We start from the raw sequence: 19219 nt of genomic DNA on the forward strand, positions 1-19219 counted from the left end.
AGGCTGAGCAAAGTCAAATGTCAGGCTGAGCGAAGTCGAAGCCTAGACTTTTCTCCCCATTAAGTTCTCCCCGAAAGTACGCAGTATATTTTTCTTTTCAGCGTTAAGATCCATTTTATCCAGCGTTTCAAAAGCTTTAAAAGTATACATTTCAATGGCATCCTGAGTGGCTTTTGAAGCACCGGATTCATTAAAAATGTTTTTTGCAGTAGCTATTTTAGCGGTATTGTCTTCTAATTGTAAACTGAATAATTGCTCTAATTCTGAAGCTTTTTCAGGAGAAGAAAATTCTCTTGCTTTGAGGTATAAATACGTTTTTTTGTTTTCGATAATGTCTCCGCCCACTTGTTTTCCGAAAGTTTCCGGATCTCCAAAAGCGTCCAGATAATCATCCTGAAGCTGGAAAGCAAGCCCTAAATTCAATCCGAAATCATAAATTAAATCACCTTCTTTTTCAGATGTTTTGGCTACGATGGCTCCCATTTTCATGGCAGCAGCAACCAGAACAGCCGTTTTATATTCGATCATTTTTAGGTATTCCGGAATCGTAACATCATTTCTTTGTTCAAAGTCAACATCCCATTGTTGCCCTTCACAAACTTCAAGAGCCGTTTTGCTGAATAGTTTTGCTAAGTTCCTGAAAACAATTGGTTCGTATTGCTCAAAATACTGATACGCCAGAATAAGCATGGCATCACCGGACAAAATTCCGGTGTTGAGGTCCCATTTTTCATGAACAGTTTCCTGCCCTCTTCTCAAAGGCGCATCATCCATAATATCGTCATGTACAAGCGAGAAATTATGAAAAACTTCCACAGCCATTGCAGCCGGAAGTGCTGTTGTATAAGGAGTATTAAAAACTTCTGCAGCCATCAAAGTAAGTACAGGACGAATTCGTTTTCCGCCGAGGCCCAGAATGTATTCAATAGGTGCGTAAAGATTTTTGGGTTCTTTTTGTATGCTTTGATTTTTTAAATAATGAATAAAAAAATCCTGGTACTGACTAATATCGTGCATAAAATGAAATTCTGATTTGCGAGGTCCAAAGATACGATTCATTATGAATTATTGCGTTTTTAAAATTTTAAAAGATGGTGGAGGAATTAGATAATGGAGGTGATTTGATAATTTGATAATGGGTTTTGGGTGTAAGTGCGGGAGGCTTCAACTTCGTTCAACCTGACATTCATGTCATGATTGTGTTTGTTAACCTGAGCGGAGTCGAAGGCGGTTTTGGGTTTGTTTTAAAATTATTTTCAAAAAAACTTGGAAACTTTTTTGGTATTCAGAGTTTCCTGTCTATATTTGCACCGTCGAACAGGAAACTTGAAACACTCAAATAGTTTCCTTGTAGAATTGAGAAATGTATAACCTCAGTAAAAACAGTAATTTATGAAAACAACATGGACCTTAGATTCTAGCCAATCAGATGTTTTGATTAAAATGAGACATTCGATTATTGCTTACATGGGAGGAACTACAAATAAATTTGGTGGTTATGTGAATATTGAAGACAATGAAGTAGAAGATGCATCGGTTGAGTTTTCGCTTGACATTAACAACAAGATTGATAATTTTCAGCAAATTGATACTTATTTACAACTTCAGGATTTGTTTGATGTAAACGAACATCCGATTATTAGTTTCAAATCGACTTCGTTTCAAAAAGTAAACAACAATATTAATTTTTTCAAAGGTGACTTAACGATTAAAGATGTTACCAAAGTAGTGGAACTTGATGCCGAGTTTATAGGGGTTAATACGTACAATGGTGAGAAGAAAGTTGCTTTTGAAATCAAAGGAGACATTAAGCGTCAGGATTTTGGTTTAGATTATAATTCGTTCAGTCATAATGGAGGATTGGCTTTAGGAAAAGACATTAAGCTTATTGCAAATTTAGAGTTTAGCATATAAATCTTACAGAATGAAGTAAATTAATGTAAAATTATTACAAATATTACGGAAACTATTTTCGTGAGTTTAGTTTCCTCAGTATATTTGTAATGCAATTTGAAAATTAAAATGAAAGAGAAAATCATAGCAAAAGCAAGCGAGCTGTTTTTAAAACTTGGATTTAAAAGTGTCACAATGGACGACATAGCAGGAGAAATGTGTATTTCGAAAAAAACGATCTACAAATATTTCTGTAATAAAGAAGTCCTGATTGAGGAAAGTACCTCATTGGTTCATAAACAGGTACACGAAATAATTGACACTATTGTAGCGAAAAATTACAATTCTATTCATGAAAATTTTGAAATCAGAGAAATGTTCAGAGACATGTTTAAAAACAACATCGATACTTCGCCCATTTATCAGCTAAAAAAACATTATCCGGATATTTATCAAAATATATTGTGTCAGGAGATTGATTTGTGCAGCCATTGGTTCAGAAAGAATATTGAAAAAGGAATTAGTGAGGGGCTTTATCGTGAAGACCTGAATGTAGACGTTTATGTGAAATTTTATTATACACTAATTTTTCACATCAACGAGACTACCGTTTCGGAAAGTGAAGCACAAAAAATAGAACTGGAGGCACTGGAATATCACACCAGAGCTATGGCGACAGAAAAAGGAATAGTGGAATTGGAAAAGCAACTTAAGAAAATCAGAGTATAATCATCAATCAATAATAGTATGATTTTTTAAATCATCAACACAAACAAATATCTAACAGCATATGAAACGAATAGTTCTCATTTTTTTGTGTACAATTGGTCTGTCAGCCAGTGCACAAGTCACACGTTTAACCCTAAAAGACGCGCTTACTTATGCGCTTCAAAATAAAGCCGATGCTAAAAAGGCGAAACTTCAGGTTGAAAACAGTGAATACAAAATACAGGAAATACGCTCAAGAGCTTTGCCTCAAATTTCGGCAAATGGAAATTTAACACACAATCCGATCATTCAGACTACTGTAATTGATGGTGCAGGATTTGGTGCACCGGGAACTACGATTCAGGCAGCATTTGGTCAAAAATGGGTTTCGACTGCCGGAGTTTCTTTAACACAGGCCATTTTTGATCAGTCCGTTTTTACCGGATTAAGAGCAGCAAGATCTACCCGTGAGTTCTATCAGATCAACAATCAGTTGACAGAAGAGCAAGTAATTGAAAGAGTTGCCAATAACTACTACTCTGTTTATGTACAAAAAGAAAGACTGACTTTGTTAGACAGTAATTATGTTAACACGACTAAAGTTCGTGATATTGTAAAAGGACAGTTTGACAATGGTCTGGCTAAAAAGATTGATTTAGATCGTATCATCGTGAAAATGTCAAACATTGATACAGAACGTCAACAAATTAAGAATCAGATTACTCTGGAGGAAAATGCTTTGAAGTTTTATATGGGAATGCCAATAGAAACTCAAATTGATATGCCAAAAGAAGAATTTGAAGTGGTTCCTGCTGCCTTAACGGAACAGCCAAATACGGCAAACAGAACAGAGTACCTGCTTTTGAAAAAACAACAAGAACTTTTAGTATTCAATAAAAAAGCCGTTGAAGCAGGATATTACCCAACGCTTTCTCTGACTGCCGGGTATAACTACATCGGACAGGGCCCTCAAATGCCTTGGTTTGCAAAACCTTCTCAGGGAGTTTATTGGTCTGATTTCTCTGCAATTGCCTTAAACCTTCACGTACCAATCTTTACCGGATTCGGAACTCGTGCAAAAGTAAGACAGGCCGATGTTGAGCTAAGATCACTTGAGGAAGATATCAAGGATACTAAACTTTCGCTTGATCTGGACTATAAAAATGCGATGGCACAAATCGATAATAACCTTGTGACGATCACCAATCAAAAAGAAAATATGCGCTTAGCGACAGAAATCTTAAGCAATACAAAAAACAATTACCTTCAGGGATTGGCCTCTTTAACTGACTTGTTAGATGCAGAAAATGCCTCTCTTGAAGCACAAAATAATTATACCAGAGCCATTTTAAATTATAAAATTGCCGAAGTAGCATTAATCAAATCAAAAGGCGAACTTAAAACTCTTATTAAATAACTAGAAGTACAATGAAGAAAACTATTATAACAATCGTAATCATAATCGCATCTCTGGGCGTGATTGGATATATCTTAAATAAAAATAAGAAAGAGAACAAGGAAAAGACAGATATCGTAGCAGAGAAAAATGCTGCAGTTTCCGTAAAAGTATCTCCGGTTAAAACAGAAGAAGTTTCACTTGATTTCGTAGCAAACGGAAACTTCCAACCAACCCAGCAATTGACATTTTCTGCTGAGAAATCAGGAAAAGTAATCAGTGTTCTGGCTAAAGAAGGAGACTATGTAAGAGTTGGTCAAACTTTATTAACAATGAGAGGAGACGTTATCAATGTTGATGCTCAGACTGCGGAAGCGGCTTATCAAAATGCAAAATCAGATTACATGAGATATGAGAATGCTTATAAAACCGGAGGAGTTACCAAGCAGCAAGTTGACCAGGCAAAATTAGCTTTAACCAATGCACAATCTCATTTGACACAAGCAAAAATCAATGTTGGTGATACCAGAGTAAAAGCTCCAATTAGCGGTTTTATCAATAAAAAATATATCGAGCCGGGATCTATCTTAACCGGAATGCCTGCAACAGCTTTGTTTGATATTGTTAACGTTTCTAAATTAAAATTAGTAGTTACTGTAAACGAAAATCAGGTAGCGAGTTTAAAAACAGGAGATCATATTAACGTAACTGCAAGTGTTTATCCGGATAAAAATTTCTCTGGAAAAATTACTTTCATTGCTGCAAAAGCGGATGAATCTTTGAACTTCCCCGTTGAAATCGAAATTACAAATAACGTAAACAACGACCTGAAAGCAGGTATGTACGGAACGGCAAACTTTGCATCGAAACAACAAAAACAAAACCTTATGGTTGTACCTAGAAATGCATTCGTAGGAAGTGTGAGCAGTAACCAAATTTTCGTAGTAGAAAAAGGTATTGCAAAATTAAGAAAAGTAACTGCCGGAAGAATTTTGGGTGATAAAGTAGAAATCATCAACGGATTAACTGATGGAGAAACTGTAATTGTAACGGGTCAAATCAACCTGCAAGACGGTAACACAGTAGAAATTATTAAATAATTGTACCGCTTTAAGCCTTACGCCGTAAGCTTTAAGCCTTTAATAAGAGCCTAAAGCCTACAGCGTATAGCCTACAGCCTAAAATAACATATATGAAATTAGCCGAAATATCCATCACACGTCCGTCGTTGGTAATTGTACTCTTTACAATTCTAACATTAGGTGGACTGTTCAGCTACAGCCAGTTAGGTTATGAGCTGATCCCGAAATTTGAACAAAACGTTATTACCATTTCTACCATATATCCGGGAGCTTCTCCAAGTGAGGTAGAAAACACAGTAACCAAGAAAATTGAAGATGCGATCGCATCCTTAGAGAATGTTAAGAAAATTGACTCGAAATCGTACGAGAGTTTATCTATCGTTTCGATTACTCTAACATCTGAAGCAAAAGTCGATTTCTCTCTGAACGATGCACAGCGAAAAATAAACGCGATTATTAGTGATTTACCGGAAGACGTAAAAACACCGGCACTAACCAAATTCTCGTTAAGTGATTTACCAATCATGACGCTTGGTGCCAACGGAAAAATGGACGAGGCAGAATTTTATGACTTAATTGACAAAAAAATTGCTCCTATCTTATCCCGTGTGCAAGGTGTGGCGCAGGTAAATATTATTGGTGGTTCAGAGCGTGAAATTCAGGTAAACCTTGATGCCTTAAAAATGCAGGGGTACGGATTATCTGTTCCACAGGTACAACAAAACATTTTGACTTCGAATCTGGATTTCCCAACAGGGAATATCCAGACTCGTGATCAAAAAATATTGATTCGTTTAGCAGGTAAATATAAAAGTGTTGAAGAATTAAGAAATCTGGTAGTTTCTTCTCAAAACGGAATTCAGGTTCGTTTAAAAGATATTGCGGATGTTCAGGATACTCAAAAGATCGCTGAAAAAATATCACGTGTAGATCAGAAAAGTGCGATTGTTTTGCAAATTGTAAAGCAATCAGATGCGAATGCGGTTGCGGTAAGTGAGCATTTATTAAAGACAATTGCGACTCTTGAAAAAGATTATAAAGCAAACCAGTTAAAACTGGAAGTAGCAAAGGATAGTACCGTTTTTACTTTAGAGGCGGCAGACTCTGTAGTACACGATTTATTAATTGCGGTAGTGCTGGTAGCTTTCGTAATGTTGTTCTTCCTTCATAGTATCAGAAACTCGCTGATTGTAATGGTGTCGATTCCGGCCTCTTTGATTGCTACTTTTATCGGTATTTATTTAATGGGATACACCCTGAACTTAATGAGTTTATTAGGATTATCTCTTGTAGTTGGTATTCTGGTGGATGATGCGATTGTGGTACTGGAGAACATCTACAGACACATGGAAATGGGTAAAAGCCGAATTCGTGCTTCGTATGATGGAACCGCAGAAATTGGTGGAACTGTAACTTCGATTACTTTGGTAATTGTGGTGGTATTCCTTCCAATTGCGATGAGCTCCGGATTAGTTTCTAATATTATTACACAATTTTGTGTGACGGTAATTATTTCAACGATGTTGTCGCTTTTAGCTTCTTTTACCATCATTCCTTGGTTGTCTTCTCGTTATGGTAAATTAGAGCATATTGAAGGAAAGAATTTATTTGGAAGAATTATTCTTGGTTTCGAAAGTTATTTAACACGTTTTACGGACTGGGTTTCTCATTTATTAACCTGGTGTCTGGATCATTATATTAAAACATTCGCAGTAGTAATTGTATTGTTCTTTGCTTCAACAATTGGTTTAATGGCAGGAGGTTTCATCGGAGGAGAGTTCTTTGCTTCTTCTGATAGTGGGGAGTTTTTAGTTCAAATCGAAATGCCGAAAGATGCTTCGTTAGAGCAAACCAACTTCATGACCCAGAAAGCAGAAGCTTATTTGAAAGCACAAGAATATGTTCACAGTCAGATTACAACAGTAGGACAAACCAGTGAGGGTTTTGGAGCATCGCAGGCAACAGCTTACAAAGCGGAGATCGACGTAAAAATGATCGAACAAAAAGACCGTACGGATGATGCTAACGTTTACGCAGCAAAAATCAAACGAAAGTTAGAAAAAGTATTAGTTGGTGCTAAAGTAAAAACCGTTCCGGTAGGTATCTTAGGAACAGCCGAAGATGCTACATTAGGATTGATCGTAACAGGTCCGTCAACAGAAAGTGCTATGGCATTTGCTAAATTGGCAGAAGCAGAATTACGCACGATTCCGGGAACAACAGAGATTAAATTAACGGTTGAGGACGGAAATCCGGAGATCAATGTTAAAGTAGATCGTGATAAAATGGCCGCATTAGGGCTAACACTTCAAACCGTTGGTTTAACCATGCAGACTGCTTTTAGTGGAAATACAGACGGTAAATACAGAGCTGGTGAATACGAATACGATATCAACATCAGATACAATGCATTCGACAGAAAAAGTATTACTGACGTTAGCAACCTGATTTTTATTAATGCAGCAGGTCAACAAATTAAATTGTCTCAATTTGCAGACATTACAGAAGGTTCAGGACCTAGCCAGTTAGAGCGAAGAGATAAATCGGCTTCGGTAACGGTAAAAGGACAAAACGTTGGGGTGCCATCAGGAACAATTGTTCAGCAATGGCAAGTGAAATTAGACAAACTGAAAAAACCAGCCGGTGTAAACTACATCTGGGGTGGTGACCAGGAGAACCAATCGGAAGGATTTGGTACTTTAGGAATCGCTTTATTGGCCGCTATTATCTTGGTTTACCTGGTAATGGTTGGACTTTATGACAGTTTCGTTCACCCGTTCGTAGTATTATTTGCTATCCCGCTTTCATTTATTGGTGCGATGTTAGCCTTGGCTTTGACCAACAACTCATTGAACATCTTTACGATTCTGGGGATCATCATGTTGATCGGTCTGGTGTGTAAGAATGCGATTATGTTGGTCGATTATACGAACCAGAGAAGAGCAGCAGGGGAATCTATTCGTACCGCATTAATCCAGGCCAACCACGCTCGTTTGCGTCCAATTTTGATGACAACCATTGCGATGGTATTCGGTATGTTCCCAATTGCATTAGCATCAGGAGCAGGAGCTGAGTGGAAAAACGGTTTGGCATGGGTAATTATCGGAGGATTAATTTCGTCTTTATTCCTTACCTTAATTGTGGTTCCGGTTATCTATAATATCATGGAGAAAATTATTCATAAATTCTCTAAAGGAGAAAAAATCAACTACGAAGCTGAAATGTTCGCGGATTATACGCCAACAGAATTAAGCGAAGATGGTTTTAATCCTAAACATACCCATTAAGATTTAAAATCTCAATAAAGAAATTCCAAATTTCAATCCCGACACTTCGGGAGGAACTGGTAAAATAAAATCCCAAATTCCAAAAGGAGTTTGGGATTTTTTTATGGTTTAAATTTAGATAAGTTGTGGGTTGTGATTCATATAGAATTGATTTCTATGTGTTAAAAATAAATACTTTTAACAGCTTAAAATTATGCATTTTGTTAAATAAGAACTTTTTTGATGTGCTGGCTTTCTATAGCCGAGTGTATTTTTGTTGAGATCTCGTTATAATCAGGGTTGTAGTTGTCCCATATTTTCCAGACATCGTCTCTTTTTTTGATGAAATAAGTCTGTCTGTTCACCTTATTTAGTACAATTGTAGTAACGTCATTTTCGTTTTTCCACTCCAGATTCCAAAACTCCTTCACCGTAAGAATAGCGATATTTTCTTCGATACTTGAAATCTTAAAATCATAAAGCTCAAAATTAGACCGGTTATCCTCACAGTTTAAATGATATTTTAAAGTCGAATAATTTTCAAAAAGATCCTTAATCCTTTTTGCGAAAGGTCCTTCTTTGAATACAAAATCGCATAATCCATCCATACTAACGACAGGTAATTTTTGTAAAGAATTAAACTCTTCCTGACAATAATCGCTAATCAGTTTTTCAAAAAAGGCACCCGATTCCATTTTATTTTCAGACTCTAAAGTTTTTACAGCGTCTGTCGCTTCATCATTCAGAAAATGGTTTAAAGAAGGATAGCCAATAAAAATGGCCAGTTTGTCCAGACTCTTTAAAAACCGCAAATCAGAGTTTTTGGTTTTAGAAGAGTCATTGGTGAAAATCCTTTGCAAGGTCATGCTCGAGATCGAACATCCAAGCTCATTTCTTTTGGAGCCCTGCATAAATTCCGATTTCTCTAAAACATCAGAGATTATTTCCGAAAGGATAATGTAGTGCGCTCTTTTCCATTCTGTAACACCGGAGAGTGTACTGTTTTGTATGATTGGATGTGATTGTATGCCCTTTATTAATTTTTCTATTATGATTTCCATAGGCGAATTTTTTAATAATTGACGTTCGTTTTGACGATAATTAAATACAATTCCTGTTAATTAAATCCTGATTATAGATTTGTGTGTAAGATAAGTTATTGTTGTGATCTTTTTAGTGTTAATGTTCTGCTAAAATTAATAATAAATTCGTTAAATAATTTAACAAATTAAAAATTAACAACAAAACCCAAAAGAATTATGAAAAAACTATTTACCAAATTTTCGATTAAAAAACTGGCACTTGTACTGCTGGCATTGCTTGCCTTGTACTCTTGTGAAAAAGGAAATGACCAGGCTGATGCCGTTGCTCAGGACAAATTAATGGACGGTAATGTCGATCTTTTAGACAAAGGAAGATACGGACTTGCTCAGATGCCGGATGCCTATTTAAAGAGTATTGAATTTTTAACTCCCGTTGATTATCGTGCGAGAATTGCTGAGTTACGACCAGATTTAGTGACAAGCACCCAAAAAATGTCTTTGACTGCTAAAGTTGCGGCCGCAAAAAACTTACCGACTCCACCGGTTGGAGATCAGGGAAGCGAAGGTTCCTGCGTTGGCTGGGGAGTGGGTTATGCGGCACACAGTATCGCCAGATATCTTAATAATTCAGTACATCAAAGCAATTGGAGCGGGGCTTCAAGAAGTGCAGCCTATATTTACAATCAGATAAAACTGGGGAATTGCGGAGCAGGTTCTTACCCGAATGATGCCATGAATTTGATCAAAAATCAGGGAGAATGTTCAGAGGCTCAAATGCCTTACATTGCCGGAGGATGTAACACTCAGCCTTCAGCTCAGCAAAAAACATGGGCTGCCGCCAGAAAAACGGGAGGATGGTTTAATGTGAATCCAAGAAGTACAGCTGATATCAAGTATTATCTGAATCAAAATTATGCCGTTGCAGTGTGTTTTGATGTCAATCAGAGTTTTTATGATATCCGAAATAATAACCATGTTTGGTCCAGTCTTTACGGCAGCAGACAAGGAGGTCACTGTGTTTGTATCGTAGGATATGATGATGCTACAGGACTTTTTAAAGTACAAAATTCATGGGGACCTGGATGGGGACGCAGCGGTTTCTTTTATGTAACGTACAACAATATTGCTAACGGAGCCTTCAATTGGGCAGGATGTATTATTCCAAATCCAGGAGCGAATTCTTAGTCATACAATTAACTCAATCAAAAAAAGGAGACGGTCTAATTTTAGACCGTCTCCTTTTGTTTTATAGAAAGTGATGAGTTTTTTGTGACTTTATTTCTTCACTATTTTAACAGTTTTGATTTGTCCTTCTGCTTTTACTTTAAGGAAATAGAACCCTGCCGCTACATTCGATAAATCAATTTCAGATTGTGTATGGTTTATTCTCTTCGTTAAAATAGTCTTTCCGGAAACCGAGATTAATTCAATCTCATCAATAGCCGAACTGTTCTGTATCGATAAGTTGTCCTGAACAGGGTTTGGATAGAATCTGAAATCCGGTAGCGCAAAATCAGGTGTTGAAAGCGATCCGTTTACTTTTGCCGTAACCGCAAGACGTTCTGTACTTTCGATTCCGTCTATGGTTTGAGAGGCATAATACGTAACTCCATCAACTAAAACAGTGGTCAATGGCAAAGGAGTTTCTGAAGCTTTACTCGTTTTACCTGTTGAAAGGCCTTTAGTGCTGTACCATTTTATGTTCTGACCTTCGATAACAAGATCTCCTAGAGTCTGACCTGATTTAAAATCGACAGTTATTGTATTTTTACCTTCTATTAAAGGTGCAGGAGGATCTATGGTAACATGAATTAATGCAATACATCCTATAGCGTCTTTAGCAGACACCTGATACATCCCGTAGTTGAAAACTCTAAAAGTGTTACTTGACTGAAAATTGCTTAAATCTAATGAATATTGATAGGGTGCAGTGCCGCCGGTTGCGGTAACAGTTATATTTTGATTGTCGACTGTTGCAGAAACCGCTATAGGAATTGGCGCTTGCAACGTTAAACTGGTTGTTACGGTACAATTATTAGTATCTCTTACAGTTATGGTATAAACACCGGCATTTAAATTCACAAAATTATTACTGACCTGGTAAGGACTTCCATTTATGGAATAAGTATAGGGAGCCTGCCCTCCTATAGCATTTGCCATGATTGCTCCGTTTGAAACGCAGGATACTGAGGAAGTAATTACTGTAGTAAGGTGTAATGGATTTGGAGCTACAATCGTGGTTACAAAAGTGTATATAGCATTATTAGCATCACGCACTTTTATGCTATAGCTGCCCGGAGAAACCGTAAAAGTATTGGAATGGCTATAAGTTACACCATTATCCATTGAATATTGATAAAAAGGGGTACCTCCCGATGCCGTTACAGTTATTGTTCCCATTGGATTATTACAACTTGGCTGAATAACAGTAGCTGTTGCCAAAAGCGAATTAGGAGCCAAAATGCTTACTTGGTTTTGTAACGAAGAACATCCTCTGGCATCTTTAACAATCACACTATAGGTTCCGGGAGCCAGATTATTAAAGCTATTTGCATTTTGTGCCGGTACTATGATTGTATTATTGCTGTTCAAAAGTGTGTAAGTATAAGGAGCTGTTCCTCTGGTCGCATTTACGATTATAGCTCCGTCATTACTGGTTGCAGTTGTTGCATTTGTAATGATTAATGTACTATCAGGAGTAGTACGGGGGGCTATTGTAGCGTTTACTGCTGCGATACAGCCATTGCTGTCTTTGGCCTTTAAGGTATATGTTCCGGGAGCTAAAGTGAAGGTATTCGCTGCTGAAAATGTATTAGATTCATTAAGAGAATAGGTGTAAGGCGGTTGTCCTCCGATTGCTGTAATGGTTGCGATATCAAAATTGTTACAATTTTGAGCCTGATTAATGGCTACAGTTGCCACGAAAGAAACCGGTGCTTCGATAGTGAATACGGTACTGAAGCTGCATCCGTTTGCATCTCTGACTTCCAGAATATAATTTCCGGGATTTATACCCGTATAGAAAGAACTAGATTGAAAAGGAAGACCGTTTAAGGAATACTGATACGGAACTGTACCGCCAACGCCATTAACAATTACATCACTTACAGGGGAAGAGCAATTTGTAATGGGGGTATGAGTGACTGTCGCTGTTAAAAGAACAGGCTGTTCCAGCGTTATAGCATTTACAAGTGCAGTACAATTTAAAGCATCTTTTACCAGAACAGAGTAAGTCCCTGCAATTAAATTGGTAAAAACGGGATTAGAAGTATAGGTAACTCCATTGTCTATCGAATATTGATAAGATCCGTTACCTCCTGAAACGATAACATCTATAGTGCCATTACTAAGGCAGTCTATCGTTTTAGTGATGAAAGCTGTCGCAGTTAAAGGGTTTGGAGGACTTATAACAGCAGTTATAGAAGCTATAGCAGCTTGTGAATCTTTAACTTTTATCAAATAACTTCCTGCAGTAAGGTTATTAAAAACATTTGAGGAAGTATAACTATTCCCGTTGTCTATGGAATATTCATAAGGTGCTGTTCCTCCGGTTGCAGTAACAATAATTTTTCCGTTAGAAGTATTACAGTCCATAGGAGTTATTTCAGCTGAAGCGGAAAGAACAGGTGACTGAGAAATTTCTAAATAATCTGATTGAAAATAACATCCGTTTGCATCTATAGTACGAACCGTATAAATTCCTGCAGGAAGATTATTAAAAGTATTAGAGTCCTGAAGATCTGCCACAACTACATGATTACTTTCTAAAGAGTACCTGTAAGGCGGTGTTCCGCCTGTTGAGAATGCAGTAATCGAGTTGCCATTAACAGCAAGTGTTGCTTGTAGTAAACTAGGTTCTGATAATGTGATAGATACAGTAACTTGGCAGCCATTTTTATCTAAAACACGTAGGGTGTGAGTTCCCTGACTAACATTCCTAAAAGTATCATCAGTTTGAAATTGACCGTTGTCAAGAGCGTAGGTATAGGGTGACTGTCCCTGAGTTACATTTACTCTTACTACACCATCACTGGAACCATTACAACTTATTGCAGAGATAATCTGTGCTGAAGCCAATACCGGTTTTGCGCTTGAAATTGTAATCGAAGCAGTAGTTCTAAAATTGTTTGAATCCCGAACGGTTACCAGATAACTCCCGGCATTTAAATTAGAAAAGACATTTGAATTTACAAAATTCTCCGGATTTGACATAGAATACTGATAAGGAGCGGAGCCTCCGGTTGCTGTTACCGTTATTGTACTTTTTAAATCCGTACAGGTGATAGGAGTTGAAGTAGCTACTGCAGTAAATGGAGCCGATTCAGAAATAATGATATTAGAGAACAGCACCTGACCGCCCTGGGCGTCTGATACTATTATGTCGTAAGAACCATTGATCAGGTTTGTAAATACATTTGACTGAGTTGTAGTTAATGGAGATCCGGTCGACTTTTGCAGCCTATAACTATAAGGTGTGATACCCCCACTGGTAGTAATCGTAACGGTACCTTTATCGACTACAAAAGAAGAAACAAGCGGAGTAGGCTTTACTACTGTTATAGGTACAATTAGAGTACATTTATTAGGATCTCTTACAGTAATAGTGTGGTTGCCATAACTTACATTGGAATACATTCCTGATTCACTGTAATTACCTCCATCAAGGGAATATTCATATTTTCCGTAACCCCCACTTGCAGTAACGGTAACAGATCTGTCAAAATACTTAACTTCGGCAGTTAGTGGAGCAGGATTCTCTAATAATACCGATGTTGAAACAATACAGCCGTTAGCGTCTTTGGCAGATAAAATATAATTCCCTGCTGTTAAATTTTCAAAAAGGTTATTAGAAGAATAAGGCCCTCCGTTTATTGAAAAAAGAATAGGCGATTTTCCGTTATTGGTCCCCACTAATATGGAACCATTAGAATCTCCGTGACACAATATACTTTTATAAGTTGTGTTTATTACGGGTATTTTTATTGGATCTACAGTTGCAGTTGCCGTAGCTACAGCGTTTTGTGCATCAAGAACTTTTAAATTGTAAGTTCCTGCATTTAAATTAGGGAATACATTAGAACTGCTATACGTATTTCCGTTGTCTATGGAATACTGATAAGGAGCTGAACCTCCCGAAGCATTCACTGTTATAGTTCCGGTTGACATAGAACATGTAACAGGAGATATGTCTAAGACTACTGATAAAGGCGTGGTTTTTTTAAGAATAGAAATATTGGTTTGCGATGCAATACAATTACTCGCATCATTTACCTGAACACCATAAGTTCCCGATTTCAGACCCGAAAAAACATTAGATGCTTGTTGAGTTCTAATAGGATTATTTGCATTATCGGTTAGGATATACGTATAAGGTTTAAGCGCTCCATTGGCCATTACAGTTATAGTACCGTCATTATCTTCGTTGGTTGTAGCATCTGTTTTTGTTGTTGTTATGGAAAGAGGTACAAGTTCGGCTATCGTGACATTAGCATAACGTACCACATTTTGGACATCCTTTACTTCAAATACATAATCTCCTGCAGCAAGGTTCGAAAAAACATTTATAGGTTGATAAGGACCTTTATTGACTGCGTAAACGTACGGAGCACTTCCCCCGGCTGCAAAAACACTAACTCTAGCCTTCTCAATACAATCAATAGGTTTTAATATCTGAGTTCCTACAGCCAGTGGATAATAAACATTCACCGATTCTGATGCTACACAACCCTGAGCATCTTTTACGCTAAAAGTGTAGGATCCGACAGGCATATTTGAAAAAACATAGCTCGTTTGATAATTGATTCCGTCCAAAGAATATTGATAAGGAGATGTTCCTCCTGAGGCACTAACCACTACCGTTTGATTTTCAGTAAATAGTTTTACTGTCAAAGCAGAAGGTTCGGTTATCTGAAAAGTATAAAGCATCGATTGACAGCCTATGGCGTCTTTTACAGCAATGGTATGTGTACCTGCTGACAAGTCAGTAAAAGTACCTATAGGATTACCATTAAAAACGGTAAAAGGTCTTCCATCCAGACTATAAGCATAAGGTGTTTTGCCTCCCGATGGAGCTACAGTTAAAATGCCATTATTTTGTCCTTTACAGCGTACAGGTGTTGTAAGAGGTATAAAATTGATCTGATCGTATATTTTTAGATTGAAATAGTTTGTTGTAACCGTTCCTTTATTGTCTATTCTGGCATAAATAGTCGTAGACGGTGCAGTACTATTGAAGGAGGTCGGCTGTGCAATTGCATTTGTATTAGTCGCAGCATCCTGAGCACTAAGATGATAACTAAGCGTGGTTTCTACCGGATTTAAGTTAACAAGTAAAGCAGATTGATTGAGCGTTAGGTTAAACCGGGTATCCCCGTAACAATGCTCCATATCACTGACCTGAGCGTAAAAATAATTGGAAAACAGTAAAATAAAAAAAAGTAGAGTTTTTTTCATACGTATCGGTTTGTTAAAATAGGCAAACAAATATATACAAAAAAACGGACTAAAAAATCCGGTATTTGAGTTTATAATCTATTATTTTAAGTACAGATAATGATTGTAATAATCGATAATTGCTTTTCCTTCAAGCAGAACATCGGCACCGATAATGCCATGAACCGGTTTTGCTTTGTAAGACTCCAGAGCCTCATTGACATGGGAGAGATCAAAAATAACCAGACTAAAATCGTGGTTTTTCCAACTTCCAAGCTGAAGGCGATTGTGCTTTGAAATTTGGGTTAACATTCCCGTTCCTCCGGCACCCGAAGCTTTGGTTTTAGACTTTTTTGCCGTCAGTTCAAAACGTTCAATACTTTCAAATCCAACGCAGGAATTAGAAGCTCCGGTATCTAAAATGAAGTTGCCTGAAACACCGTTGATTTTTGCCTTAATCGATAAATGCTGCGTTTTAGTAACCTTGAATTTTATTTTTCTGTATTTCTCTTTTTTGAGAACCTCGTGAAGATTTTCCATTTTCGATTATGATTGAAAACCAAAAATAAACCAATTACCCCCAATAAACTAATGATATAAAAGATATAATTTGTCGATTGTTTCTCTGTTTGGATAGCACCATAGTAAACAAAAGAACTCCAGTAGTAAGGAGATTTTTTAGCATTCGAAATGGACTTGTCCTGTAAAAAAGCACGTTTTGCATTCGTATTGGCCTCCGCATAGGATTGCCCTTTTTTGATGTTTTCATAAAAATCGGTCATAAAAACAGAGGTCGTATAATCATTGACTTTCCATAACGAAAACAATAAATTCTGAGCTCCTGCAAATTGAAATCCTCTGGCCACACTCATGGCACCTTCGCCTTTGTACAATTTACCGATTCCGGTTTCGCAGGCGCTCAGAACTACTAAATCAGGATTGACATTCAGATTGTATAATTCAGAATATAAAATTTCCTGATCGTAAAATTTAATGCTCGCAGGAGTTTCAATATCACCTGAAGAAGCGTGAGTGCTCAAGTGTAAAATCGAATAATGGTTCGCATCATTCTTAAAATTAGAAAATGTAGCCTCTGAATTTTCCAGATATTTTCCCTTAAAATTACTTCTGATAGCCTCTAGTTCCTTTTTAGAATAACGCAATTCAAAAGAAGTATTTTCAAAAACCGGAAAAACACCCAAAATAGTATTTTCTGAATTTGAAACCGGGTTAGGGTTCAGATACAGGTTTGCTGAAGTAGCATAAGCAATCCTGAAATCATTCAGTAAATAATGCATCTTGGCAAAATTGGTGGTTTTTGAGTCCTTGGTAATCAAAGCCTCAAAAGGCAAGAAGTTTAAAATGCCATCGGGAACAATGATGAGGTTTTGGTAAATAGTATTTCGTGGCATTTGCAATAAATCGTATATTTTTTTGCCATAGTAGTTGTATCCCGAAATATCGTTTGTAATAGCGGCTGAGGTATTAAAATAGTTTATAAATTTTATAATATTCAACATGGCTGTAGGTGCCGTATCGAGGTGATGGAGACTGATTCGGTTGTTCTGCAAGGTGAAATAATACAAATTTTCAGCTCCCATAAAGTAGTACACCATCACCGCTTTGTCTTTTTCCAATTTCGAAAACAAGGTCTTTAGGTCACTGATTTCAGGAAGTAAATCCGGGTTTTTAGATCGAATTTGCTTTAGAGAGAGCATAACTTCGTTCTGTTTTTTGATTGCTTGGTTGATGTTTGCAATATTAGCCAGACTGCCCTTTTGCTGTTCTTTTACAATAACATTGTTTAAATTTTGAAGCTGCACTAAAAGTGATTTTTCTTCTGTAGTTGCCTTTTTGATATTCGATTGATAACTTTTTAAAACCCCTGATTTTGTTTTTTCGGCCAATTGAAAAGCGCTCTCCGGATATTCTGTTTTGTTTTCCTTTTGAAACAAACGATCATAAATCAAAAGACATTTTTCGGTACGATTTCGGGAACGAATCTGACTGATTATCTTGGAGTTTTCGTAAAGAGTAATGTTCATCAATACTTCTTCAATATGAAGCGAAAGTTCGTAAGATTCCAATGCTTTTTTAAGCTGATTTTGACTCAGGAAAAGCTGAGCCTGTAAATCGAGTGCATCAATTAAAACCGTTTCGGCATACAATTGATTTTGATTTGGAAGAACATTCTGAGGCGCATAATTTGCGATTAAAAGTTTAAAAACGGCTTTAAGCTGTTCGGTGCTTTCAGCATATTTTCCTTCTTCAAAAAGTAATGAGGCTTTTTCATAGTACAGCTTTGCTATTTTTCGGGCTTGTATATGAGGTGTTTCCAGTAGAAGCTTTTCTGCTTTCGTTAAATAAGAACTGGATGCTTCAAATTGATGTTTTTGCCGATTTAGCATCGCCAGATTCCGGTAAGAATTAGACAGAGTCTCGGATTGGTTTTTCTTGCTTTTCAGATAATTTACAGACGACTCAAAAGTGTTTTCAATTTTCTGATACGTCTCAGGATGCATTAAATTTCCAGTGGAACTCAGCAGGTAATTGTTGCCCAGATTATTTAGTGCGATTCCTTTCTGAGCATTAGACAGTTTCTCCGTTTTTAGGATTTGTTCCAATAAATCAATGGCCAGATTGAATTTACCTGAGCTCTGATAGACATTGGATAAATTTAGAATTGCAGCAAATTTTTGCTTTTGGGCATCCGGATAATTTGGAGTAGTGTTGACAATAAAGAAATACTGTTTTATGGTGTTTTCCGCACTGTCATAGTCGCCCAAAACGGTATATAAATTGCCTAAAGGTTTCAGGCAGTATTCGATAATATCGTAATCTGAAAGTTTGTTTTTTTGATAAATTTGCCAGGCTTTTTCATAACTCGCAATGGCCTTTTCAGTTTTCCCAAATTGATTTTCATAATACGCTTTATTGCAGTTTAAAACTACAATCGCCAGTAATTCTCCTTTGGTTTTTGACTTTGGATTTTTCCAGAAAACAGATTCTGTATTAGTGAGATTTTGTAGCGCTTTGGGGGAAGGGTGAGCAATAAAAGAGTCAATTGCGGTATATATTTGATCTTCCTGATTCTGTCCAAACAGAAAAAGAGTTGAGAAGAAAAATATATAGCAGTATCGTTTTATCATTGTCTAAAATTTTCGCCACGAATTCACGAATTCACACGATTTTTATTTGTTACTCCCCTTGATACGTTATGTCTTTGTAAAAATTCGTGAATTCGTGGCAAAAAAATAGAATATCTCCGCAAAAAATCTTTGTGCATCTTCGTGAAAATCCTCTGTGCGTCTCTGTGGCATAACTCCTAAGATATTCAAATTAAAAAAAAGGAAGATTAAAATATATAAGCGATGTAGTATTACGAGTGTCCGTCTGAGC

At 36.9% G+C, this 19219-nt stretch carries 11 protein-coding genes; 6 read left to right on the top strand and 5 right to left on the bottom strand.

Translation table 11 applies throughout. The features are described from left to right. Positions 1-42: 42 nt before the first annotated feature. On the bottom strand, positions 43-1017 hold the full coding sequence (locus tag M4I44_RS05665) for a polyprenyl synthetase family protein (RefSeq protein WP_026109778.1): 975 nt from the start codon (positions 1015-1017) through the stop codon (positions 43-45). 375 nt (positions 1018-1392) lie between these two features. Here M4I44_RS05665 and M4I44_RS05670 point away from each other — a divergent pair, with 375 nt between their 5' ends. From M4I44_RS05670 to M4I44_RS05690, 5 genes are all read left to right on the top strand, one after another. After that, entirely contained in the window at positions 1393-1914 is a 522-nt protein-coding gene (locus M4I44_RS05670; protein WP_017494629.1) for a YceI family protein, read from the top strand. 108 nt (positions 1915-2022) lie between these two features. Then, the gene (locus M4I44_RS05675) at positions 2023-2622 is read left to right on the top strand and encodes a TetR/AcrR family transcriptional regulator (protein ID WP_017494630.1); all 600 of its coding nucleotides are present in this window, start codon (positions 2023-2025) and stop codon (positions 2620-2622) included. A 61-nt stretch (positions 2623-2683) separates the two neighbouring features. Further along, complete coding sequence (locus M4I44_RS05680) at positions 2684-4018, top strand: TolC family protein (protein WP_017494631.1); 1335 nt, start codon at positions 2684-2686, stop codon at positions 4016-4018. Between the two features lie 11 nt (positions 4019-4029). Further along, the gene (locus tag M4I44_RS05685; RefSeq protein WP_017494632.1) at positions 4030-5097 is read left to right on the top strand and encodes an efflux RND transporter periplasmic adaptor subunit; all 1068 of its coding nucleotides are present in this window, start codon (positions 4030-4032) and stop codon (positions 5095-5097) included. A 92-nt stretch (positions 5098-5189) separates the two neighbouring features. Continuing rightward, on the top strand, positions 5190-8366 hold the full coding sequence (locus M4I44_RS05690; RefSeq protein ID WP_017494633.1) for an efflux RND transporter permease subunit: 3177 nt from the start codon (positions 5190-5192) through the stop codon (positions 8364-8366). 203 nt (positions 8367-8569) lie between these two features. Here M4I44_RS05690 and M4I44_RS05695 read toward each other — a convergent pair whose 3' ends face one another. After that, positions 8570-9406 (bottom strand): hypothetical protein, encoded by an 837-nt coding sequence (locus tag M4I44_RS05695; RefSeq protein WP_249966753.1) that lies wholly within the window; start codon positions 9404-9406, stop codon positions 8570-8572. A gap of 198 nt (positions 9407-9604) precedes the next feature. On the opposite strand from M4I44_RS05695, the gene M4I44_RS05700 reads away from it, so the two are divergent. Then, positions 9605-10573: a C1 family peptidase gene (locus M4I44_RS05700; RefSeq protein ID WP_017494635.1), complete on the top strand. Its 969-nt coding sequence runs from the start codon at positions 9605-9607 to the stop codon at positions 10571-10573. A gap of 90 nt (positions 10574-10663) precedes the next feature. Here M4I44_RS05700 and M4I44_RS05705 read toward each other — a convergent pair whose 3' ends face one another. From M4I44_RS05705 to M4I44_RS05715, 3 genes are all read right to left on the bottom strand, one after another. Next, positions 10664-15841: a T9SS type A sorting domain-containing protein gene (locus tag M4I44_RS05705; protein ID WP_249966754.1), complete on the bottom strand. Its 5178-nt coding sequence runs from the start codon at positions 15839-15841 to the stop codon at positions 10664-10666. 81 nt (positions 15842-15922) lie between these two features. Further along, entirely contained in the window at positions 15923-16360 is a 438-nt protein-coding gene (locus tag M4I44_RS05710) for a retropepsin-like aspartic protease (protein ID WP_202701624.1), read from the bottom strand. Continuing rightward, positions 16312-18969 carry a CHAT domain-containing protein gene (locus M4I44_RS05715; RefSeq protein WP_249966756.1) on the bottom strand — a complete coding sequence of 886 codons (2658 nt, stop codon included), beginning with the start codon at positions 18967-18969 and terminating at the stop codon, positions 16312-16314. The genes M4I44_RS05710 and M4I44_RS05715 overlap by 49 nt, the downstream gene beginning before the upstream one ends. Positions 18970-19219 lie beyond the last annotated feature (250 nt).

Source organism: Flavobacterium sp. B183 (assembly GCF_023539155.1).
GTDB lineage: Bacteria > Bacteroidota > Bacteroidia > Flavobacteriales > Flavobacteriaceae > Flavobacterium > Flavobacterium tructae.